Raw genomic sequence first — 24,402 nt, 5'->3', positions numbered from 1 at the left:
TATAAAAGTATAAAACCACCTTGCGGTGGTTTATACTTTTATGATGACTTGTTCTTTTTATGCGGGGACCTTTCGGTTTTTTTCGCGGTCCCAGAATCGGTGAAGGGCTATTGCCTGGATGAATGTTGACGCAAGTTTTTTGGTGTTGTCGTGTAGTATAATGCCTTCGCGCAGGGCGGTCTTCTCGCTCTTGTCTTCTGGTAACTTTTTGACAAAGTACGTTTGCTGAAGCATTTGTAAAGCATCGGCATCGGCTGCTATAGCTTTGCAATGTTTAAAGGCTTCGTTGAGAAAATGTACCGCGGCTGGCTCGGCAGAAAGTGTGGCTACGCTGTTAATTCCCGAAGGCACATATACTGCATCATAGAATACTGATGCACCGGTGAGAAATGTTTTGCTGACAGCGATCTCCGCACCATTCTCTGCTATAATTTTCCCCAGTTTAGGAGCAATTACTTCTACAATCGCGCCTTCATTCTCAAGTGCTTCGCGTACAAGGGTCAACGATGGTTCATGAACACCATCAGCAGCAAGTATAGCAATCTTCCGCGTACGAATCGAATCTTTAATTGTGCCGGTCATACTTAACGACTCTGACCGGGCAAGAGAACCTTCCTTCACAATCGGCTGATAGCTTTGAGGATCTGCGTCAGCCGGTATACTTTGATTAAGATGACCATTCAGTGTTTTAGGAATTGACAAACCTAACCCGTGCGCTACTTCATTGGCAAGGCCATTGTCTACGTGTGCCAGTATAACAAGCATTCTTTCGCGTACCGATACTGTCTCAACTTTACCTAACTCAAATCGTAAGGCATCTACTATATGATTCTTCTCCGGCTCGGACTGACTGTTATAGAACAACCGCGCCTGACTGAAGTGATCCATGAAGCTGGGACTTCGTTCACGCACTTTGCGCGCATCTACTTTCTCAGCATACGAAGCAAAACCTCCTTCCAACGCTTTTGCCTGAAAAGGACAACCTCCACCAAGTGAATTAGGACTATAGCTTGTCTTGCCACGATTAATGGTTTGCCGCATATAGCCATCACGTTGGTTATTGTGAATGGGTGCCACCGGCCGGTTAATCGGTATCTCGTGAAAATTCGGACCGCCCAGGCGAATCAGTTGCGTGTCGGTATAGGAGAATAATCTTCCCTGCAGCAGTGGATCATTAGTGAAATCTATACCGGGCACAATGTTCCCTACATGGAAAGCAACCTGTTCAGTCTCGGCAAAGAAATTATCCGGATTACGATTCAACGTTAATTTACCGATGCGCTCAACCGGCACAATTTCTTCCGGAATAATCTTGGTCGGATCGAGCAGATCGAATTCAAATTTATGTTCATCTGCTTCCGGAACTATCTGCACGCCTAACTCCCACTCCGGGTAATTACCGCTCTCTATAGCCTCCCATAAATCTCTTCGGTGAAAGTCAGGATCTTTACCGGATATATTCTGCGCTTCATCCCAGGCAACGGAGTGTACACCCAAAAGAGGTTTCCAGTGGAACTTAACGAAATGCGCTTCGCCTTTTTCATTTACCAACCGAAACGTGTGTACACCAAATCCCTCCATCATCCGGTAACTTCTTGGTATAGCACGATCACTCATCAGCCACATGATCATGTGCGTTGACTCGGGCATCAATGAAATAAAATCCCAGAATGTATCATGCGCAGATGCAGCTTGTGGCATCTCATTATCCGGTTCAGGTTTTACAGCATGAACAAGATCAGGAAACTTGATTGCATCCTGGATAAAAAATACAGGCATGTTATTACCTACCAGGTCAAAATTACCTTCGTCTGTATAGAACTTAACAGCAAAGCCTCTTACATCGCGGGCCAGATCGGTTGAGCCGCGCGATCCTGCTACCGTAGAGAACCGTACAAATACAGGCGTAACTTTATCGGGGTCTGTCAGAAAACTTGCCCGGGTATATTTAGCCAATGATTTATATACCTGGAACACACCGTGCGCGGCAGAGCCCCGCGCATGAACTATACGCTCCGGAATTCTCTCATGATCAAAATGAGTAATCTTTTCCCTAAGTATAAAATCTTCCAGGAGTGTGGCACCGCGTGATCCGGCCTTCAGTGAATTTTGATCATCGTTAATGCGTACACCCTGGTTGGTTGTCATCAATTCATTCGAACTATCTTCTTTGTGTACTTCCAGTCCAACAATTTTATCATTGACAGGATTCGTATCCGAAGCTGATACATTTTTTTTCTTTGCCATGAACGAAACGGTTATATAATGATTGAGATATAGTCTTTGCCACTATTCCGTGGCAGCATCGTAGTTAACTGTGTTTTCAGCAATCGCTGTAAGAAGTTCATCGGTCTCTTTTTCTTCCGCTAATGTTTTGGCGAGAATAACCGCGATGTCGTCACGACCAATCGTTTTGGCAAGCTGTGTTAAACTGCCGTACGCTGCTATTTCATAGTGCTCAACTTTTTGCGCAGCGATAATAAGACCTACGTCACGCGTAGCTGTACCTTCATCGGTATCTTCAATGATACTTTCTCCTTCCAGCACAAGTCCTTCCATTGCATCACATTTCTTGGCCTGGATCTTCTCCTGCAAAAGTTCAAATACCTGTTCGAGTCTTTCAACATGCAGCTGTGTTTGCTGCAGGTGATTGGCAAATGCTTCTTTCAATCCATCGGAAGTGGCGGCACGCTCCATCTTTGGCAGCGCCTGGGTAAGATGTTTTTCTGCCCAGTAGATATCTTTAATCTCATCGGTGAAGAGAACCAACAGAGCTGATTGAAACTCTTCTCTGGTTTGCACTGCAACTTTTGCCTTCGTAGTTTTTTTGGTTGTTGTAGCCATGGGTAATTTTTTTAGTACAGAACTACGGGAAATAATTATGCCGCTGGCGTAGTGTGGTGTTTATACTTAACCAGTTATATACTCATCGCATGGAGCACGCGTGAATTCAAAACACCATCTTACTATTCGCAGACTATATGTTATTAAATACAATCAATTTGAGTTGATCTTTGTTGCGTTGAAACAAATCCTGCAGCCGTCATCTTTGATCCTGGCATGGTTTGAACCTTCCTTGATTCCCTTCAAACCCACATTTCCGGGCAAATTCGCGGGGCGACATAAATAATTTATCCGCTTCCTTGCAAACGTTTGAAATACTCGCTATATATGCATGAGGTTAATAAGTGTTCATAAAACACTTCAATAAAAGCAATCCATGGCTGAGCAAAGTCTACATGTTCAAGAAACCTTCCGGGAAACTGGTTCAGACCAGTTTGTTCAGCCTGAAGTGAGCACTTCCGAGGGACAAGTCTGGATTGATTTTCTGCAGGGTAATGATAAAGCACTTGTCTCACTCTATCATCAGTACGCAAATAAACTCTTTAATTACGGCAGGCAGTTCACACATGATAAAGAGCTTATCGCGGATACTATACAAGATGTTTTTTTAACATTGATCCGAACGCGATCAAAGTTGAGTGTGGCAACCTCGGTAAAATTTTATCTGTATGCTGCCTTTCGAAGATCGCTTGTGCGACAACTCAAACACAACAGCAAGTTTGTTCTTCCGGAAGATATGGAAGATGAAAGCTTTCAGATCTCAATCAATGCAGAGTATCTCTCGGTCAATCCGAATCTGAACAACGACCAGAAAAAAATTGTAATGCATTTTTGCAACAAGCTTCCTTCGCGACAGCGTGAGGCGTTGGTCCTGCATTATTTTGAAGATCTGAACTATGCCGAAATTGCCAAGGCGATGAAGTTATCTACTACCAAATCAGCGCGCACTATGGTATATCGTGCCCTCGATTCTTTATCGCAGCTTCTTTCCGCATGGAAAAAAGAATTGACAATATTTATTAGCTTTCTTTCACTGTTTTTTTAATTCAGAATCTCCCGCTGCGGTATACCTGATATACATATATCGGGTATCATACCATCTATATATAGCCCTCCTGTAATGATAGCGTGTTGATCGCAGGCTGAACGTTAGTGCTGCCTTGCCTCATTTTCTGCCCCGAAAACATTTTTTTACTCTTTCTGAAAAAAAGCCTGCAAACGATGTAGTCATTTCATCGCGGTGTGTCTCTATATATCCAAAGAGAAGACTTAGAGACTAAATAATATACCCTCCCCTATGGCATTTGACCCGCAGACTGAGACCGACTTTCTAAAACATGAATATTTTGTGCAGTGGGTTCTGTCCCCTACCAAAGAGTCATCCGCATACTGGCAACACTGGCTTAAACAAAATCCCGACAAGGTAGAAATGCTAGGCGCTGCCCGCGATCTGCTGCTTTCATTCGAAATGAAGGAGACGCACAGTATGGACGATACTACCTACTATAAAATCCTGGATAACCTCCTTCAGGAAAATGCTAAACAAAAAGATAACGATACTTCGGGGCGTTCCAACGGGTGGCTGCTGGCAGCGGCATCGGTCATCATTTTCTCAAGCATTGCACTGGTTGGTTATTTCACGTTAACAAAGGGTAAAGACACCGCTCCTATAGCACAAGCGATCGAGTATAATTATGAGTCGGTACCGGGCGGAGTAAAGAAAACCATTATGCTGCCGGACAGCTCGATCGTTACCCTTAACTCCGTTAGTGAACTGAAATACCCAACTCGTTTTTCTGATACAGTACGGGAAGTATATCTCACCGGGCAAGCGTTCTTCGAGGTAACAAAAAATGCACGTGCTCCCTTTATCGTACATACCAAAAAATTTTCTACGTGTGTACTGGGTACTTCATTTGATATTCGCTCATATGAAGGTGAAAAGAGCAACCACGTAGCGGTAGTAACCGGTAAAGTGCGTGTGATGACGCAGGAAGGCAATTCGCAATTGCTGTTGCCCCACGACATGACAAGCTATAATGAGAATCAAAAGACACTGAAGAAGTCAACGTTCGATCCTGCTTTCCTGTTAGCCTGGCGCAAAGGTATAATTGTCTTCGATCACGCCACATTCGAAGAAGTGACCACCTACCTGTCGCGATGGTATGGCGTTGATTTTAACATTGAAAAAGATTTCAAAGTAAAGGGATTATATACAGGCGAGTTCAACAAGGAGCCGCTGATCACGGTACTAAACGGTATATCATACTCCTCGCATTTTTCATTTCGCGTGGATGGCAAGACTGTATACATATCCAAACCTAAACCAAACCTATAACGATGATGCACGCTGATGACTCAACCTGAAAGTTGAAGAGCCGGATATAATCCAGCTCTTCGAATGCAACTCCCCCAGGATTTCGCAGGTCGCCGGGAGATGCCGCAAACATTTGTATAACACAAACATATCAAAGGTATGATACCATCATTACTTAAAAAAGTACTGACCATGACGAAGTATGCATTTTATGGTCTGATTCTACAGTGCACGACAATGACCGTTCTATTGTCCTATAACGGCACCATGGCACAACGTAAAAGCATGAAGAACATCTATGTCACGATCAACGTACAGCATCGTCCCATAAAAGATGTTTTCCATGAAATCGAAAAGGCAACCGGTTTGCATTTTGCCTACAACAATGTAAACCTGAAAGCAACGGACAGTCTTTCCATCACAACCGAAAAGAAAGACCTGGCTACGCTGCTGGGCGAGATCGCGGGGAAAACCGATCTTCGCTTCAGACGCATCAACGACAATATACATGTAACCCGTGTTGAAGAATCGAAAGAACCAACACCACCGGTTACCGAAATCACGCAGCGGCAGATAACCGGTACCGTTACGTCTTCGGATGATCAATCGGCTATGCCCGGTGTAAATGTTGTTGTAAAGGGAACAACGAACGGCACAGTGACCGATGCCAGTGGAAAGTATACTATAGATATACCCGATGACAACGCAGTGCTTGTATTCAGCTTCATTGGTTTCCAGACGACAGAGGTTCCAGTCGGTACACAATCTGTTCTGGATGTAACACTCACAGCAGATGTTACCGCGCTGGATGAAATTGTTGTTATCGGTTATGGTTCGCAAAAGAAATCGGACCTCACCGGTTCGGTTGCTATTGTCGGCACCAATGAAATCAGAAAATATGCAACAAATGATATAGCGCAGTTACTGCAGGGACGTGCAGCCGGTGTTGCTGTTACCAGCGATGGACAGCCAGGCGCTTTCCCCAGTGTTCGCATTCGCGGTATAGGAACATTCGGAGACGCTGAACCGCTCTATGTGATTGACGGTGTACCCATCGGTACAACCCCGCGCGACTTCAACCCGAATGATGTTGAGTCGATACAGGTGTTGAAAGATGCATCGGCCGGAGCTATATATGGATCGCGTGCAGCAAACGGTGTGGTGATCATTACTACCAAGCAGGGAAAAAAAGAAACACCTTTACGGGTAGAGTATAATGCATACTATGGTGTTGATAAAGTCTGGCAACACATGCCCGTTACCAACCGGGTACAGTACCAGATGCTGAACAACGAGTCGCAGTTGAATGGCGGTGGAACGCTGGCACCGGGTAACGATCCTAATTCTCCGTTGTTCATCAGCAACATTGATACCGACTGGCAGGATGTTGGTCTCAAAACCGGTATACGCCAGGATCATAACCTGAATTTCTCCGGGGGAAGTAAAACATCAACCTATAATTTGTCGCTGGATTACCTGAACAACCAGGGAACATTTGTCGGCAATGGCCCTTCTTTCAATCGCTACGCTATACGCATTAACTCAACCACGGAGAAAGGTATTTTCAAAATAGGCGAATCGGTATACTATACGCATTCGCATGAAAATGCATTAACAAACTCGGCAGCATTTCTGAATGGTAACAGACCTCCGCTCATCAATGATTTACTCATGGCCATTCCTACCATGCCATTGTATGACCCCAACCGCGTTGGTGGTTATGGTGGAACTTCATCCAATGTAGAGCGTGCTATTGTATTAAATATACCCGGACTAAACAGCCTCGTGAAAAATTATACCGATGTCGATCGGATTTTTGCGAATGTATATGCCGAGACAAAATTGCTTAACAAAAACGGTCACCGCATCAACTATAAACTGAACCTGAGCTACGATAAAACATTTGCGCGCGATTATTTCTTCCAACCCGTGCTGGACCTGGGCTTCTTCTTCCAGTCTGCCATACCACGACTGGATGAAGGAACCCGGATATATACCACTGGCCTCGTTGAAAACACGATAACGTATCAGAAGACCTTTGGTCGTCATGGTATAGATATACTTGCAGGACAGATGTACCAGGCTGGCAGCACGGATGTACAAAGTGGTCATACTGAAAACCTGTCAAGTCCCTATTACCCCGTGCTCGATAATGGAAGTAACAAGTCAGCCAGTGGTTCTTCGTATCGCAATACACTTTCATCTTTCCTCGGCCGCGTAAACTATAATTACGATGACCGATATTTACTGACCGCTACTATTCGCAGAGATGGATCTTCACGCTTTGCTCCATCCAACCGGTATGGAAATTTCCCATCCGTTGCATTGGCCTGGAAACTTCACAACGAAAAAGTATTTCAGTTACCGGCATTCATCTCCGAACTGAAGGCGAGAGTGAGTTATGGTGAGCTCGGCAATCAAAGCATTGGCGACTATCTGTACGCAGCAACCATAAACCCAAACTTGTCCTATAACTATAATGGGCAAAAAGTAACAGGCGCAACACAAACAGCCTTGGTTGATCCCAACATAAAATGGGAGTCTAAAATAACCAGCAATGCCGGTATAGATGTAGCATTCCTGGAAGGCAAATTTGATCTGACGGTAGAGTACTATCGTAACAAAACAAAAGATGTACTGGTAGGTGTACCGATCCCGGCCTCCACTGGTTCCAACGGCAATCCCGTTGTGAATGCGGGAAGTTTACAGAACACAGGCTTTGAATTCACGGTAGGTTATCACAAGAAGACCGGTGAGTTTACATTCGACATTTCTGCGAATGCCTATACACTGAAGAACAAAGTACTCTCCCTCGGAGGTTTCGATGAACCGGTATACGGTGTAGGTTCCAAAACGCAGGTAGGAAGCTCCATCGGTCAGCATTTCGGCTATAATGTGGAAGGTATATTTCAATCACAGGACGAAATCGCGAGCCATGCGTTTCAAAATGCAGGCACAGCACCGGGTGATTTGAAATTCACCGATCAGCTCACGGTAGATACCAATGGTGATGGTGTTCCGGATGCAGGCGACAACGTAATCAATGCAGAAGACAGAGTATATCTCGGAAGAGCATTGCCTAACTTTTACTATGGCTCCAACTTCTCGGCCAGCTACAAGAATTTCGACTTGACGCTTTTCGTTTCCGGCAGCACTGGCAATGTAATCAACAACTGGACCTATCGATTGCTGATGCATACGACAGACTATATGAACTATCATGAAGATGCATTGAACCGCTGGACACCTGCCAATACGAATACGGATGTTCCGCGCCTGGTAACGGGTGACCCGAATAACAACGGAGGCGACAACAACCGGAAAGACTGGCTTCAAGATGGAACATACCTCCGGATCAATACACTTTCGTTAGGGTATAAATTGAAAGATAATCTTGTAAAAGGACTGACGAACTCCAGAGTATATATCACGTGTCAGAATTTATACACGTTTCAAAAGTATAAAGGGTATAACCCGGACTTCACCTCCGGTGTTTGGAATCCTGGTTTCGATGCCGGGTCATATCCTAAACCAAGAACGATTATGGTAGGTGTACAACTTGGCTTCTGATCGAAGCTGAACTTCTACCCTATACGCTAACTAAAAACTTTGAAACACATGAAAAAAGTTATATACCTTCTATTAACAATAGCACTGGTTGCGTGTGACGATAAACTGGATATATCAAACCCCAACCGCCAGACTACTTCAGACTTCTGGCAAACAGAAAGTCAGGCTATAGCCGGCTGCAATGCTATATATGCTACCCTGATCATTGACGGAACCTATACCCGCATGACGCCCGCGTTAAGCGATGGGCGTGGTGATGATGTAACAGGCGATAGTCCATGGCCGGATCTTGTTCAGGTTTCCAACTTTACAATACCCACTACGTCCGGACCGGTGCAATGGATCTGGGCAGATTATTACCGCGTGATCTGGAGAGCCAACCAGGTATTGGAAAATACGGTGAGCATTGACATGGACGAAGCGCTTAAGAACAGAATATTAGGACAGGCACATTTTCTGAGAGGTCTCTCCTACTTTAAACTCGCTAACTTCTATAAGATCGTTCCGCTGGTGCTGGCAACTCCGAAAACACCGGAAGACTATTACCCGACAACGGCAACAGAAGAAGAACTATGGAACCAGATATACGCTGATTTTCAGCAAGCGAAAGATTTACTCCCGGCTTCCTATAGTAATGTTACCGGGCTCGATGCAGGACAAATTGGTCGTGCAACACAGGGTGCTGCTACCGGTATGCTTGGCAAATCGTATCTCTACAGAAAAGAATGGCAGAAAGCGGCTGATCAATTCAAAGAGTTGATTGACGGAGGCAGATATAGTTTGGTGGCCAACTACCGCGATAACTTTACCGATGCGAATGAGAACAATTCAGAGTCTTTGTTCGAAGTTCAATTTGCAGATCCATCGCAGGTTGGTGGTACCGTTATGAACTGGGGTGGCGATCCGGCTGCCAACTGGAAGCAGGCTTCCGCACAGGCGTGCACATACTCTATGGACGGTCGCGGCTATTCTGATTTTCTCCCGACACAATGGATTTACAACGAGTACAAGTTGGAGCGCACCAAAGATGACAAATCTGATCCGCGCCTGCTGGCAACCATTGCTTCGTATGAACCGGATGATAACTCCACAACGGTATATGGGGATGCATGGCCCTATGCACCCGATAAAATATATCCGCGCAAATATACCAACGATGGCAAAGCAGGTTATGCAAATGAGTATGATCTGAATTCAGGAATAAACTATCGCGTGCTCCGGTATGCGGATATATTGCTGATGTATGCGGAAGCTCTGAACGAGCTAAAGCAAACAACCGCTGCCTATCCCTATATTCAGCAAGTACGAGACCGCGCGAATCTTCCTGACCTGGCCACAACCAAACCGGGCATGACACAAGATGAAATGCGCGACCAGATTGCGCACGAACGTGCATTGGAGTTTGCCATTGAAGGCCAACGGATCAACGATATCATTCGCTGGGGCTGGTTCTATGATGCCAATAAACTCGCCATGCTGAAAACTCACGATGCAGACTTCAATTTGTGGAGCCCGGGCAATGAATACCTGCCGATTCCGCAGACGGAACTCGATGTCAACAAAAAACTATCACCGAACCCGGCAAACTAAATTATGAATTGATAAAGTGTTTTTTGTCCTCGGAGACAGGAACACTTTATCAATATACTATATCCGACCGGGAAAATATAAACATGATGACTGATCGCATGCATTGCAGTTGTCGGGTTGTCCCGTCAAAAAATACTAAACAGACTATGCTATATCTGAAATATACTTCTATCGTGTGTGTGCTTTTTGTGGTGGCCATCTGTATAACATCATGCTCAAATGATGATCCGGATACCGATGGCACAGACACTGTAATCGTAACGCCTCCTGCTTTTAATATCGATAACATCAACGATACCTATGCGGATGTAGCACCGTTCAGCAACTATGCCAAATGGGGACCTTACAACGTTCACGATCCTTCCATTATAAAAGATGGTGACACGTATTATTGCTATAGCACGGATGTAGGCTTCGGCACAGAAGTTCCGCCCGGTATACAGATCCGAAAGTCGAAAGATCTTGTTGAATGGCAATATGTAGGATGGGTTTTCGATGGCTTGCCGAAGAAAGGTTCTGATTTTATCAAGGCAAACGGAGGCACGCCTTTCAATGCTTTGTGGGCGCCCTATATTCTGAAAGTCGGAAGCGAATATAGACTATATTACTCGCTTTCGTCAGCCAAGCCACGACTGAGTGTAATTGGTCTGGCCACCGCATCAAACCCGATCGGCCCGTGGACAGAAAAAGAGATCGTTGTTACTTCGCTGGATAACAACACGATTCAGACTAATGCTATAGATCCTACGGTACTTGTTACGCCCGGTGGTGAGCACTGGCTATATTACGGCTCTGCCTGGGACGGTATATATATCGTTAAACTGAATGCAGCTACTGGTCTGCCAGCTTCTTCAGGCGACAAAGGTAAACGTATAGCACAGCGCGGTTTTACGAATGGCACTGTGAATGGAAACCTGGAAGGTCCGGAAATCATTTACAACAGTACGTTAAAAAAGTATTTTCTCTTCGTGGCGTACGACTGGCTCTCGACCAAGTATAATGTTCGTGTAGGAAAGTCGGATGCACCGGAAGGTCCTTTCTATGATTTTGACGGAGTAGATCTGAATATAGAACAAGACCACGGCCCGATGATTATAGCACCGTACCAATTTAAAGGACATGGCGGCTGGCAGGGAACTTCACACTGTTCCGTGTTCAACGATGGTGAGCAATACTATATAGCCCATCAGGGACGACCGGGAGTTAACTTCTACTTTATGGATTTACACGTCCGTAAATTATTCTGGACAAGCGATGGCTGGCCCATTGCATCACCGCAGCGTTATGCGGCAACGGAGCAGACACCCATCACGGAAGAGAATCTCGCGGGCACCTGGGAAATGATCACACTGGGCTACAACGTAGTGCCTGGGTACTCTGCTGAACAAACTTCTCCGGATATGCAGGTAGCTGTCAATTTTATTCTCGGCAGTGACAAGACGATCGATGGAAATGCAAATGACACGTGGTCGTATCGTGCTCCCTGGATAAGATTCCACTGGCATGATGCTACTACCGATAGTGTATATGTAGAACGCGGCAGAGATTGGGAGAATAAAAAAGCTTGTCTTGTGTTTACCGGGTTAAATACCGAAGGCACTGCCGTGTGGGGAAAAAAATAAAGACGGAGTTGGCTTAAGCCCCGATATCGAAGTTCAGTCTGTTACTTTTTAAGAGTACTGTTAATAGCAGCGTATAGCTATATATACCGCTGGATGAAATGGCTATGTCAAAATTTTCCAGTGGATTAAATCAAGGTATACCGTATCAAAAAATTAGTATCCACCAACTAAACTTTAATTATATGATTCACTCCTGTAAATCCTGTTGTATGGCGTCCCGGAGGTTGTCATGCAACGCAGTAAAAATTCTCTTTATCCTTATCGTATTAACCGCTACTGCTTTAAAAGCACAACCCCCCAGTCATGATCCCTCCACCATGGTTACGAGCGGAGGACGTTACTGGATATTTACTACCGGTGATGGCGTTTGGTGCATGTCTTCGAGCAACACCAATTTTACAGATTGGCGTGCCGAGCCAACTCCCTATACCAAGACGAGCTGGCCCTCATGGATCACAACATACGTTCCTAACTTTGCCGGAACATTCTGGGCACCGGAAGTTGTATTTGTAAACAATCAATACCGGCTATATTATTCATGCTCTACATTCGGATCAAAGAATTCATGCATTGGTCTGGCAACAGCAAATTCACTCTCCGGCCCGTGGACAGATCAGGGTGTCGTGGTCTATTCCAACTCCGGCACATCTGAAAATGCCATTGACCCTGCTATATATGCAGGAAGTTACCTGGTATATGGTTCATTCTTCGGAGGTATACGGCTAGCTGCGATCAGCTCTACCGGCAAACCGAGAAACTCCACACGCTATGCTTTAGCGAGTGGTGATTGTGAAGCACCCTATATAGTAAAGAACGGAAGCTACTATTATCTTTTCATTAACCGCGGTGCGTGCTGCCAGGGTATCAATAGTACAACGTACAGAATCCAGGTTGGTCGCTCCGCCAGTATAACGGGTCCTTATTTAGATAAGAATGGAAATGACCTGAACAATGGTGGTGGTACAAACCTGGTTGTAACAACGGGCCGGTATATAGGCCCGGGACATTTCGGCTATGGCCAGGGAAAAGTAACGTATCATTTTTATGATGGTAATGATAATGGCAACGCCAAACTCCGAATCACTACATTGAGCTGGAGTAACGGCTGGCCGGTAGTGAGCGGTGGTGGCGCGCGTGTAGCTGCAGACGAACAACTTGCCGAAGATGATTTAAAAACAGAACTCAGTGAAATCGTTTCGTTCTTCCCGAATCCTGTAAAAGAAAATATACTCACGGTGCGCACACGACTGCCGGAAAAAGCAACTGTGCAGGTAAAGCTGATGGATTTAAAAGGAAATGAGGTATATACCGAAGAACTTGGAATCCGTGCAGCAGAAGAACTCGATCACGAGATCAATGTTTCCACATTGAAAAAAGGTATATATATTATTCACCTTACCAAAGAAAATTCAGAAGGAAACGCTAAAACAATCTCATCGAGAGTAACGATAGAATAATAGTTATTTCGTACGAACACACTTCATATTAAGATAATAAAGGCATGCAATCTATACTTTGCATGCCTTTATTTATTCAATAGCAACCCATTTTGGAATGTTGTATTAGAAGATTCCATGGCCGGGTTTGATTTTATAGACAAATCCTATACATTCATAAAGACAATCGATTTGATCAATAGCCGCGATCTCTGGACTTTAGGTGCCTCAAAACAAATATGTAACTAATCATTTTATCTATCCTTATGGAAAATACAACGCCAACAAAACAAAAGTCACTCAATGTCAACGACAGTGAAGTGAAGTGTCCGTTTCATGGTGGAGCATTAAAGCAGACAGCCGGTGGTGGAACACGCAACCGCGACTGGTGGCCCAATGCATTACGATTAAACATCCTGCGCCAGCAGTCATCACTTTCAAACCCGATGGAGAAGGACTTCAACTATGCTAAAGAGTTCAAGTCGTTAGATCTGAAAGCGGTGAAGAAAGACATCTTTGATTTGATGACAACGTCACAAGACTGGTGGCCTGCTGACTATGGTCACTATGGTCCGTTCTTTATTCGCATGGCGTGGCATAGTGCCGGTACCTATCGTGTAGGTGATGGTCGTGGTGGTGCAGGAGCTGGTCAGCAACGTTTCGCTCCGCTCAACAGCTGGCCCGATAACGCTAACCTTGACAAAGCACGCCTGCTGTTGTGGCCTATCAAACAAAAGTATGGTCGCAAACTTTCGTGGGCAGATCTCCTGATCCTTGCCGGTAACTGTGCACTCGAGTCGATGGGTTTTAAAACCTTTGGCTTCGCGGGTGGACGTGAAGATGTTTGGGAGCCACAGGAAGATGTATATTGGGGTTCTGAAACAAAATGGCTTGGTGATAGTCGCTATACCAAAGACCGTGAATTGGAAGCACCATTGGGCGCTGTGCAGATGGGACTCATCTATGTAAACCCGGAAGGTCCTAACGGAAATCCTGATCCGGTAGCTGCAGCACGCGACATCCGCGAGACATTCGGACGCATGGCGATGAACGATGAAGAAACCGTAGCACTCATTGCGGGTGGTCACTCCTTTGGTAAGACACACGGTGCGGCTGATCCTGGTAAATATGTAGCGGCAGAACCTGCGGCTGCCACCATCGAAGAGCAAAGCATGGGTTGGAAGAATACATTTGGCAATGGTCATGGCGTACACACTATTACCAGTGGTCTCGAAGGTGCATGGACTACTACGCCAACGAAATGGAGTAACAACTTCTTCGAGAACCTGTTCGGCTTTGAGTGGGAACTTACCAAGAGTCCTGCAGGTGCTCATCAATGGAAACCGAAGAACGGTGCAGGTGCCGGCACAGTACCCGATGCGCATGACAAAACAAAACGTCATGCTCCTACTATGCTTACTACAGACCTTGCACTGCGCATGGATCCTATATATGAAAAGATCTCCCGCAAATTCTTTGAGAACCCTGACGAGTTTGCTGATGCTTTTGCACGTGCCTGGTATAAACTTACACACCGCGACATGGGACCACGCGCACGTTACCTCGGTACTGAGGTACCAGCTGAAGAGTTGATCTGGCAAGATCCCCTGCCGGCTGTAAAGCACAAGATTATCGAAGATAAAGATATAGCTGATTTAAAGGCACGCATCCTGGCAACCGGTCTGTCAGTATCAGAGCTTGTATCAACTGCGTGGGCATCGGCTTCAACGTTCCGTGGTTCTGATAAGCGTGGTGGTGCCAATGGCGCACGCGTTCGTCTTGCTCCACAGAATAAATGGGAGGTAAACAATCCGGCTCAGCTTGCTAAAGTATTAGCAGTACTTGAGAATGTACAGCGGGAATTTAACACTACGCTAAACTCAGGCAAGCAAGTATCGCTCGCGGATGTAATTGTGCTGGCAGGATGCGCCGGTGTAGAGAAAGCAGCCAAAGCTGCAGGCCACGATGTGAAGGTTCCTTTTACACCAGGTCGTGTGGATGCATCACAAGAACAAACCGATGTCGATTCATTCGAGGTAATGGAGCACGCAGCGGATGGTTTCCGTAACTATGTGAAGTCTCATCACCAGGTAGCGGCTGAAGCATTGCTTGTAGACAAAGCACAATTGCTCACGCTCACAGCTCCTGAAATGACTGTATTGATAGGTGGTATGCGCGTATTGAATACCAACTTCGATAAATCGAAACACGGTGTGTTTACCGAGACACCGGAAGTTCTCACGAACGATTATTTCATTAACCTTCTTGACTTCGGTATTACGTGGAATGCGACCAACGAAGCGCAAACTATATTTGAAGCCCGCGATCGTAAAACCGGTGCAGTAAAATGGACAGGCACTCGTGTCGATCTCATCTTCGGTTCAAACTCCGAACTCCGCGCACTCGCAGAAGTATACGGCTCGTCTGATTCAAAAGAGAAGTTCGTAAAAGACTTCATCGCTGCCTGGAACAAGGTGATGAACCTGGATCGCTTTGATTTAGCTGATTAATAATCAGTAGTTTGTTGTGAAGGGAGGTTCGCGCAAGCGGCCTCCTTTTTTATTATAGTATATTTGAAGCGGTTGCGTATAAGGCTATATATAGCTTTACTTTTTTTGCACACTCTCAATTAAAAGACTGCCTGAATTCCAAAGGCGAAAGTTTCGTTTTGGTTTTGAAGAACTTACTGAACGACTGCGAGTGTTCAAACCCCAAAGCGTACGCAACTTCTCCTACCGACAGACTGGTAGTGGAAAGCATCTCCTTCCCTTTTTCAATGAGCTTATCATGAATGTGCTGCTGCGCATTTTTTCCGGTGAGTATACGGAGCATGTCGCTCAGATAGCTCGGTGATATATTTAACTGATCGGCCAGGTATTTAACGGTTGGTATACCGGAAGCTTGCCCGCTGTCAAAGTGCTTCGTGAGTATATCTTCAAGTTTCAATAGTATATCATTACTGGCCGCCTTGCGTGTAATAAACTGCCGCTTGTAAAAACGATTCGCATAATTCAGCAACAGCTCCAGTTGCGACATAACTACATCCTGACTAAAATCATCGATCCGGCTGTTCAACTCTAATTCAATCATTTCAAAAATAGAAATGATAGTTTGTTTTTCATCCTCCGACAGATGCAATGCCTCATTGGCAGAGTAAGAGAAGAATCCATACTGCTTGATCGTTTTGGACAACGAATGATTCAACAGAAAATCCGGATGAATCAGTAAAGTATATAACGAACATGTTTCGTTAACTTCACCTTCAATATTACGGTCGCCAAGGATCTGATTCGGAGCAGCGAACAGTAAACCACCTTCATCAAAATCATAATACCCCTGTCCATACCGTAACCTCCCCTTGCGGTTCGGCTTATAGGATATCTTATAAAAGTTCAACACATGCGAGGCGCTGGATCGGGAGCCCTCCGCCATTGATGACATATTTTTGAGCAAACTGATCAACGGATGCTTGGGCGCGGGCAAACCAAAGGCACGATGTGCCTCAAGTAAAGACGTAAACCGCAGTGGACCATCTTCTTTCCTTTTCATATTCAGAATTTGTTATAAAAAGATAACTGATGCCTACCAGACATCAATTATCCTATATATACCTATAAACACTTTTTAGTTGTACAGGTTCAATACGTACTTACGCTTGCGCAGCGTTAGAGACCTCCTCCCATGCTTCCCAGGTCGCTAACCGTTCACTATAGGCTCCGCGGATCCACGACAAACCCTGGCTGCCCAGGATAAAACGAAGCGGTGGTTGCTCGGCATCCACGATGCGGAAGATAGCCTGTGGTGTTGCATGAGGATCTCCCTGTTCCATTGTCTTCATACCGCCTATGAACTGCTCTTTAAACGAAGCGTATACATCGAGGCCTTGTGTGAACTTCAACGAATCCTGGCTTCCAAACTCCGTTGCATAGGCCCCCGGCTCTATAATGCTCACGTTAATACCGAACTGTTTAATCTCGGCAGCAAGACTTTCATGAATAGCTTCGAATGCCCATTTCGAAGAACAATAATAACCAACCACCGGAAATGTTACATGACCGAGGCTGCTTGATACACCCAGTATATGTCCCCGGCCCTGCTGTCTCATCAGCGGCAAAGCGGCTTTGATCACCGACAGTGTACCAAAAATATTTGTTTCATACTGGGCGCGAACGTCATCAGCATTCGTTTCTTCAATGGTACCTACAAGTGCATAGCCGGCATTATTCAGCAAAACGTCAATCCTTCCGAAGTGAGCATGGGCTTGCTTCACGGCTTTCTCTACCTGTTCAGGTTTGGTAACGTCTAGTTCAAGCGTTAAAACGTTCTCGCTATATTTTTGCTGAAGATCAGCAATGCTCGCTACATTTCTGGCTGTCGCTGCGACCTTGTCGCCACGTTCGAGTGCAGCCTGAGCCCAGATGCGTCCAAACCCGCGCGAAGTTCCTGTTATGAACCAAACTTTAGCTTTTGAATTTTCTTTCTGTTGCGTCATAAATAAGACTTTTAATTTATCGCATCAAAAGTCTGCAGAGTTAAAATCTGCTTTGTAGCCAAATTGAGGGTTGTTGTAACCTAAATGAGAAAAGGTTGGGAAGTGAAAAGTATACTTTCAATTAAAGGAATGTCTGAATTCCAAAGGCGATACGTTCGTTTTGCTCTTGAATAATTTGTTGAACGACTGCGAATGCTCGAAGCCAAGCTGGTAAGCAATTTCACTTACCGAAAGTTTAGTGGTAGACAATTTCTCCTTTGCCTTTTCAATAAGCTTATCATGAATGTGATGTTGGGTTGATTGTCCCGTTAACGCCTTTAGCAAACTGCCCAGGTAATTGGGCGATATATTTAAAACCTCAGCAATCTGCTGCGCAGTCGGCAAACCTTTTTCAATGAGGTCTTCACTGCTAAACCAATCGTCAAGAATCTTTTCCAATCGTTCAAGAACCAGGTGACTGCTTTTCTTCCGGGTTATAAATTGCCTTTGATAAAAACGTTCACAGTAATTCAACAGCAGTTGAATCTGAGCAATGATGATGTTGTGACTGAACTTATCAATATTAGCGTGATACTCCCGCTGTATATTCTGCATTAGTTCGGTGATAATGATTTCTTCTTTCTCTGACATGAACAACGCTTCGTTCACAGCATAACCGAAGAATTCATATTGCTTTATATCTTTTGCCAAAGGGGTATTCCATAAAAACTCCGGATGAATAAACAGCAACATACCTGTTGGTTTTACCTTGGGCCTTTCAACGGTAAGATGTACCACTTGTCCAGGTGCTACAAATGAGATCAGTCCTTCATCGAAATCATATTGCTGCTGTCCATAACGAAATTTACCCTGGATGTTACGTTTCAATCCAACCGAATAAAAGTTTTGTACCCAACTTATTTCTTTCTCGTTGGTCTGGTATTCAACCAAACTATAGTCCACCAAACTAACCAGTGGATGTTCCGGTTTGGGCAAACCACTCATCTTGTGAAATTCACTAATGGTATTGAAGGTGTAAATGTTCCTGGGTTTCATAGATATATATAGAGGCAGAACTAAAGTATAGTTCCACCTCTTTTTATAGTTCAGTAATCAGTTGACTTGCTCAGGGCCTCGTTGGCCGTGAGTTCGTTTTTCAATATATCAATTTTACTATTTGCCATTCCGAATGAATCGCTTCCCATGAAGAAATGCAAGGGAGGGTTTTGGTTCTCTGCTAATGTAATCAATGCAAGCGCTCCTTTTTCAGGATCACCCGGTTGATTACCCGGAATTTTTTCAAGATGCATCTGGTCAAGCTCCCTGGCTTCCTTATAGTCAGCAATAGGATTTGCTGCAAAACGTAACGATCCCTTAAGAAGAAAATTAGTTTTAAAGTAGCCCGGGTATACAATGGTAGCAGAGACTCCGAGCGACTTCACTTCAGCAGAAAAAGCTTCTGTTAATCCGGCTACTGCAAATTTAGTGGCGTTATATATGCCCCAGCCCGGAAACGCTCCTAAAAATCCTGCGATAGAAGAAATGTTGATGATGTGTCCCGACTTTTTCGCACGCAGGTGAGGCATCACGTGCCTGATCACATTCAGTACACCAAACACGTTGGCATCGAAGTTCTCGCGCGACTCTTTATCCGTAAGTTCTTCAATTGTTCCCAACTGACCGTAGCCTGCGTTGTTTACCACCACATCTATACCTCCGAAAGTCTGCAATGTTTTGGCAATGGCATTGCCTATACTTTTCTCATTTACCACATCGGCTTCCAGGGGAAGAAAATTTACAGAGGAGCCCACTTCTCTGCTCAGCGCTTCTGCTGTTCTGGATGTTGCTGCTACACGGTAGCCTTCTTTTAAAAGTCTTTTCACCAATGTAAGACCGAGACCTTTTGATGCTCCGGTTACGAACCATACTTTTTTAGTGTTCATTATTGTTTATGTTTTTGTTGTTGAATAATTACACTACAAAGGTGGCGCATGCAGCAGCGGCCGTTGTAGCTAAATCAATGGTCGTTGTAGCCGAAACAATGATGTGATCTTTTCTACCATTATGCATATCGAGTGAAGTGTCTTTAGAGATGCACAGTACTATATATACATAGAATCGGTCTCTCCTATTCGTATTCCGGTTAACGGCATTGCTTCAAAAAATATTGACGTATCAATTACCTACCGAGGGAAAAATATACAAGCATCGTGGCTTTTCATCCATTCTTAATGGGATTGATACATAGCACCTTTGTATCATCAAAACAATTACAAACAAAAACAAAACTAATTTAATCAAATCACTTTAACCCAAAGAAAATGAAAACGAAAATTTTAACAATCGCATTCCTGGCAACCATACTCCTTTGCGGACAAACCTTCTCTCAGGGGAAAAGAGTACAAGCATCAGCCGGAAGAGAGGAATATATTGAAGTAGAGAAAAATGTACGGCTGCATGTAGTAGACCTGGGCGAAGGTCAGCCGATTGTGCTGATCCACGGCTGGCCGCTTAACAACGCCATGTATGAGTATCAATATCAATACCTGGTGCAGCGAGGTTTCAGAGTGATTGGTATCTCACTCCGTGGCTTTGGTAAATCCGATAAACCGTATGGCCGATACGACTTCGATGTATCATCCGATGATATCAAAGCCGTATTGGAGAAACTGAAAATTGAAAACGCAGTCTTGGGAGGTTTCTCCATGGGCGGTGCGGTTGTTCTTCACTATGTAACCAAGTATAACAGTGCTCACGTCAGTAAACTGGCATTGTTTGCAGCAGCGGCACCGTCATGGGTACAACGTCCTGGTTTTCCCTATGGGCTGACGGAGAAAGATGCACAGGCATTCATTCAATTAACGGCAACGGACAGACCGCAGGTGCTTGACAATTTTGGGAAGGCTATGGCCGCTACTGAAACCGGAATCTCCGAAGGTATGTCGAGCTGGTTAAGAAGCATCAACATGGAAGCATCACCGTATGCCGCTACCGAATCAATCCGTTCACTCGCCAAACTCGATTTACGACCCGAGCTCGCGAAGATAAAAATACCGGTAGCGATCTTCCACGGTGTAAAAGACAAGTTGTGCGACTTTGCTTTCGCGGAGCAACTTCACCAGGGGATAAAGAACTCCTATATCGTAAAGTTTGAGAACAGCGGTCATGCACTCTTCATAGAGGAAATGCAGAAGTTCAACACTGAATTAGAGAAATTTGCTACCCGGTAAACAGCCCCCTGCAGATGCAGCGTTCACAACACGCTGCATCTGTTTTTATAAAGAGAAACTTCAGCGATAGCGATAATAATTATATCTTTCACGCATATACTCATTTCGATAAGACATGAACAAAGCCAATTTATTTGAAAGTACTTTTAAGAGGTTAGGCATGGTACAGGTAAGCGAAACCAATGTTGATGACATCAACAGCAGCACGTACAAACCGTATATAAAAGTATTGTATCTGCCGAAAGGCTATAAACTCACCATAGATTTTGGAGTATATGTTACGCGGCAGCCTTCGCTCTTTTTTGTTGCACCGAACCAGGTTCTTAAAATCGAAGCGTGTGGTCCGGAGAAAGGATTTTTTATTTTTTACAACCGTGATTTCTATTGCATTCAGATACACGACAACGAAGTCGCCTGTGACGGTCTGCTGTATAACAATATCAATAATATACCACTGGTAACTGTTCACAAAGAAGACAGTGCTTTCATCAACTATTTATTCAAACAAATAGAAGAAGAGTTCGAACTGCGCGATACATCACTGGAAGAAATGATCCGTACATACTTGAAGCAGTTACTCATTAAAGCTACGCGCCTGTGGAAGAAACAACACCTGGAAAAATTGATCGTAGAACAAAACCATGACCTGGAGTTCTTCAGAAAATTTACGCTGCTGGTTGATGTACATTATAAAGAAAAGCATACCGTTGCCGACTATGCAGATGTTCTCTCGATGGCAGCCAAAACGGTGACACACAAATTCAAGCGCATGAATTTACCGCAACCAAACGAGATCATTAAAAACCGGATCATACTCGAAGCCAAAAGACTACTCGTGCATACTTCCATGACGGCAAAAGAAATTGCGCATGAATTGGGATATGAAGATCCTGCCTATTTCAGCCGACAGTTCCAGATCAAGACGGGTGAATCGCCTTCCGGTTTCAGAACAAAATACCTGAAAGCCGGCAAGGTATAGAAGCCCTGGAATATCCTCGCCTATAGTTTACAATAGCAATTAAAAGTTATACCGCTATAGCGTACTTTCGGGTTAACCTTTTGTTAAACCTAATTTTCTTCTGACACCTTTCTGATTTTTTTTCTAATTTACGCAATAACCCCCTACACGATGGCACAGTCAAAAAGTCAAACACCGATTGAAAAAACTTCGGAACTGCTCGATGAAGATCGCTACTGGTCCCTTATCCAACAGGCGCAAGATAACACAGAAGACCTGGATGAGATGGAAGAATACCTGGTTGAGGAAGTCGAAAAGCTCTCACCAAAAGAAATGGTCGGCTTCTACCTTCGAACTCATTATTTTCTGGACAAAGCGTATACTTCCGAACTATGGTGCGCAGCCTATATCATCAACGGTGGAGCCTCAGACGATGGCTTTGAATATTTCAGACTCTGGTTAATATCAGCCGGGAAAGATATATACCATAAGGCCGTGTCCAATCCTGATTCACTCGCAGACGTTGTAGAAACCGGCAACGACTATGAGTTCGAAGGGCTTACATACGTACCGATAACTGCTTTTGAAAATAAGACAGAACTGGACCTCTACGACTATATCGATGAAGAGAATGTGCATCGTGCAAACCCGGATATAGAACTCACCTGGGAAGAAGAAGAGCCCGAGAGCCAGAAGAAAATCTGCCCGAAGCTGTATGAAATGTTCGTGGAAGATTAGTTTCCATTCGTCCGCACACAAGAAAGCAACAGCAAATAAAGTCTATAGAATCCAAGTATACTTTACCGTCACATCAATCAGCAAAGAAGGATTTGAAAATCTCCGAATTAACATCCACGCCATTTCCTTTGCTGGTTGACTGTGATAATAACCGAAGGCACTTTCGTATAGCCTCCCGTTGATGCGTGGATGGTATACATTCAAACATCGGATCTTTATTTATAGCACTTGCATCAGCCGGAAGGTTTTTAAAAGTTCCGTAAAATGTATTTCCGGAAAATATTGTGGCTATATCCTGACCGAAGTTGAATTGAGACGAATCAAGCGAATAAAAAATGTTATTACGGAACACCGTTTTATCAGGCCACGGTCCACCCCAGTTTTCCATTTTGACGAGCGTGCGATCTATACCACGGGAAGTCTTCGGCTTCACGATGATGATGTTATTATGAATCTGCGTATCGCTGCACGGACCGGTAATGTGAAACACCGGAGAAAATATACCGGCACGTTCAGTAGGATAAGGCCGTAAGCCATCATTGAGACTCACATTGTATCGGATAATCGTACCGCTAGTACCTATATTTGAACTCTTCCCGATGCTGCTTCCTTCATTGCAGATCAGTAAAAAGCCTCCATAGTTATCATGACTATAATTATACTGTATGATGGTGTTCCGGCAATTCCAGTCAGCATCAAAACCCTGCCCATCCCATTTGGCTTTATGTCCTGACACTTCATTGAATTGAATGATCGTATTATCACAGCTCCACGGCCATATCCCGGCAGCGGCTTCCTCATGCGAAAGAATGTCCGGTGAATCACGCATGATGTTGTGTTCAATCAACGCGCCATCGCATCCGATCGGAACAATACCATCGCCCGGAATTTTCTCCAGCAGGTTTCCTCGAATTACAACGCCCAGGCTAGGGTACCAACTGGCGCGGTTCGAATAACCATGCGCAATGATACCGTTACGCCCACAGTTATAGAGATGACAGTTTTCAATCCGCAGATCTATAAATCGCGAGCGTATAGAATCTCCGCTGTTATGCCATAATATAGCACTGCCACCGCCTTCGTTTTTTACAAGACTTCCGTTGACATCATGGATCGATAAATTCCGAAGGTAAATATGGTGGCTTTCACCAAAGTTCCGCGCTATAACGGCAATACCGGTTCGTCTTGCCTCTCGCTGCGAGCCTGTGTTGGTAATTTCCAGATTAGACACTTCCCAATACTCAACATTCTGCAGCAATACAACGGAAGCCGTAACTCCCCCTCCATCGATTCGTGGTTTGCTCCCTTTTCCATAGGTATCAATAAGTATAGGCATACCCTCTTTTCCAGAACCGCGAAGCACCAGTTGTCCGCTGTAGCTTGTACCCGACCTGATCAGTAATTTATCTCCCGGTTTAAATACCATGTTGTTCACACGGGCAAGCGATGCCCAACTGCCCGCTGGTTTCAATCCCGAGTTTTTATCATTACCATTCTTGCTGTCCAGGTAGTATATATTCTGCGCGAAGCCCGCGTAGGACAGAAAGCAAAGAATTATCCACAACGCTTGTTGTCTTATATGCATGGTATACGTGATAAAAGATTGTAGCCGGCCTGATTTCAAAT

Annotated in this window: 17 protein-coding genes; 10 read left to right on the top strand and 7 right to left on the bottom strand. The window is 44.6% G+C overall.

Annotated features, from left to right (window positions below; all coding sequences use genetic code 11):
• Positions 1-57: 57 nt before the first annotated feature.
• On the bottom strand, positions 58-2,247 hold the full coding sequence (katE, locus tag ACFQ21_RS20170; RefSeq protein ID WP_377581779.1) for a catalase HPII: 2,190 nt from the start codon (positions 2,245-2,247) through the stop codon (positions 58-60).
• Between the two features lie 42 nt (positions 2,248-2,289).
• Complete coding sequence (locus ACFQ21_RS20165; RefSeq protein WP_377581776.1) at positions 2,290-2,844, bottom strand: YciE/YciF ferroxidase family protein; 555 nt, start codon at positions 2,842-2,844, stop codon at positions 2,290-2,292.
• Between the two features lie 376 nt (positions 2,845-3,220).
• Between ACFQ21_RS20165 and ACFQ21_RS20160 the strand changes: the two genes are divergently transcribed.
• The 7 genes from ACFQ21_RS20160 to katG all read left to right on the top strand — a co-directional run bounded on the left by ACFQ21_RS20160 (position 3,221) and on the right by katG (position 15,889).
• Positions 3,221-3,889, top strand: a complete 669-nt coding sequence (locus ACFQ21_RS20160; RefSeq protein ID WP_377581774.1) for an RNA polymerase sigma factor — start codon at positions 3,221-3,223, stop codon at positions 3,887-3,889.
• Between the two features lie 252 nt (positions 3,890-4,141).
• Positions 4,142-5,182: a FecR family protein gene (locus tag ACFQ21_RS20155; protein ID WP_377581771.1), complete on the top strand. Its 1,041-nt coding sequence runs from the start codon at positions 4,142-4,144 to the stop codon at positions 5,180-5,182.
• A 138-nt stretch (positions 5,183-5,320) separates the two neighbouring features.
• A complete protein-coding gene (locus ACFQ21_RS20150) occupies positions 5,321-8,731 on the top strand; it encodes a SusC/RagA family TonB-linked outer membrane protein (protein ID WP_377581769.1) in 3,411 nt (1,136 codons plus the stop codon).
• Between the two features lie 48 nt (positions 8,732-8,779).
• Entirely contained in the window at positions 8,780-10,321 is a 1,542-nt protein-coding gene (locus ACFQ21_RS20145) for a RagB/SusD family nutrient uptake outer membrane protein (RefSeq protein ID WP_377581767.1), read from the top strand.
• Positions 10,322-10,467: 146 nt separating this feature from the next.
• Positions 10,468-11,943 carry an arabinan endo-1,5-alpha-L-arabinosidase gene (locus tag ACFQ21_RS20140; RefSeq protein WP_377581764.1) on the top strand — a complete coding sequence of 492 codons (1,476 nt, stop codon included), beginning with the start codon at positions 10,468-10,470 and terminating at the stop codon, positions 11,941-11,943.
• A 209-nt stretch (positions 11,944-12,152) separates the two neighbouring features.
• Complete coding sequence (locus ACFQ21_RS20135; protein ID WP_377581761.1) at positions 12,153-13,400, top strand: family 43 glycosylhydrolase; 1,248 nt, start codon at positions 12,153-12,155, stop codon at positions 13,398-13,400.
• 245 nt (positions 13,401-13,645) lie between these two features.
• Positions 13,646-15,889, top strand: coding sequence for a catalase/peroxidase HPI (gene katG / locus ACFQ21_RS20130; RefSeq protein ID WP_377581758.1), 2,244 nt, complete (start codon positions 13,646-13,648; stop codon positions 15,887-15,889).
• Between the two features lie 115 nt (positions 15,890-16,004).
• Here katG and ACFQ21_RS20125 read toward each other — a convergent pair whose 3' ends face one another.
• The 4 genes from ACFQ21_RS20125 to ACFQ21_RS20110 all read right to left on the bottom strand — a co-directional run bounded on the left by ACFQ21_RS20125 (position 16,005) and on the right by ACFQ21_RS20110 (position 19,793).
• Positions 16,005-16,928 (bottom strand): helix-turn-helix domain-containing protein, encoded by a 924-nt coding sequence (locus tag ACFQ21_RS20125; RefSeq protein ID WP_377581756.1) that lies wholly within the window; start codon positions 16,926-16,928, stop codon positions 16,005-16,007.
• A gap of 100 nt (positions 16,929-17,028) precedes the next feature.
• Positions 17,029-17,871, bottom strand: a complete 843-nt coding sequence (locus ACFQ21_RS20120) for an SDR family NAD(P)-dependent oxidoreductase (protein WP_377581753.1) — start codon at positions 17,869-17,871, stop codon at positions 17,029-17,031.
• Positions 17,872-17,988: 117 nt separating this feature from the next.
• Positions 17,989-18,906: a helix-turn-helix domain-containing protein gene (locus tag ACFQ21_RS20115; RefSeq protein ID WP_377581750.1), complete on the bottom strand. Its 918-nt coding sequence runs from the start codon at positions 18,904-18,906 to the stop codon at positions 17,989-17,991.
• A gap of 50 nt (positions 18,907-18,956) precedes the next feature.
• A complete protein-coding gene (locus ACFQ21_RS20110; protein ID WP_377581747.1) occupies positions 18,957-19,793 on the bottom strand; it encodes an SDR family NAD(P)-dependent oxidoreductase in 837 nt (278 codons plus the stop codon).
• A 378-nt stretch (positions 19,794-20,171) separates the two neighbouring features.
• Between ACFQ21_RS20110 and ACFQ21_RS20105 the strand changes: the two genes are divergently transcribed.
• The 3 genes from ACFQ21_RS20105 to ACFQ21_RS20095 all read left to right on the top strand — a co-directional run bounded on the left by ACFQ21_RS20105 (position 20,172) and on the right by ACFQ21_RS20095 (position 22,776).
• Positions 20,172-21,080 carry an alpha/beta fold hydrolase gene (locus ACFQ21_RS20105; RefSeq protein ID WP_377581745.1) on the top strand — a complete coding sequence of 303 codons (909 nt, stop codon included), beginning with the start codon at positions 20,172-20,174 and terminating at the stop codon, positions 21,078-21,080.
• A gap of 115 nt (positions 21,081-21,195) precedes the next feature.
• Positions 21,196-22,059, top strand: coding sequence for a helix-turn-helix domain-containing protein (locus tag ACFQ21_RS20100; RefSeq protein WP_377581743.1), 864 nt, complete (start codon positions 21,196-21,198; stop codon positions 22,057-22,059).
• Between the two features lie 150 nt (positions 22,060-22,209).
• Entirely contained in the window at positions 22,210-22,776 is a 567-nt protein-coding gene (locus tag ACFQ21_RS20095; RefSeq protein ID WP_377581741.1) for a DUF4240 domain-containing protein, read from the top strand.
• 73 nt (positions 22,777-22,849) lie between these two features.
• Here ACFQ21_RS20095 and ACFQ21_RS20090 read toward each other — a convergent pair whose 3' ends face one another.
• Positions 22,850-24,361, bottom strand: a complete 1,512-nt coding sequence (locus ACFQ21_RS20090) for a right-handed parallel beta-helix repeat-containing protein (RefSeq protein ID WP_377581739.1) — start codon at positions 24,359-24,361, stop codon at positions 22,850-22,852.
• Positions 24,362-24,402: the final 41 nt, after the last annotated feature.

Source organism: Ohtaekwangia kribbensis (genome assembly GCF_042676245.1).
In the GTDB taxonomy this organism is placed as follows: Bacteria; Bacteroidota; Bacteroidia; order Cytophagales; family Cyclobacteriaceae; genus Ohtaekwangia; species Ohtaekwangia kribbensis.
This window is presented reverse-complemented; position numbering and strand designations above follow the sequence as displayed.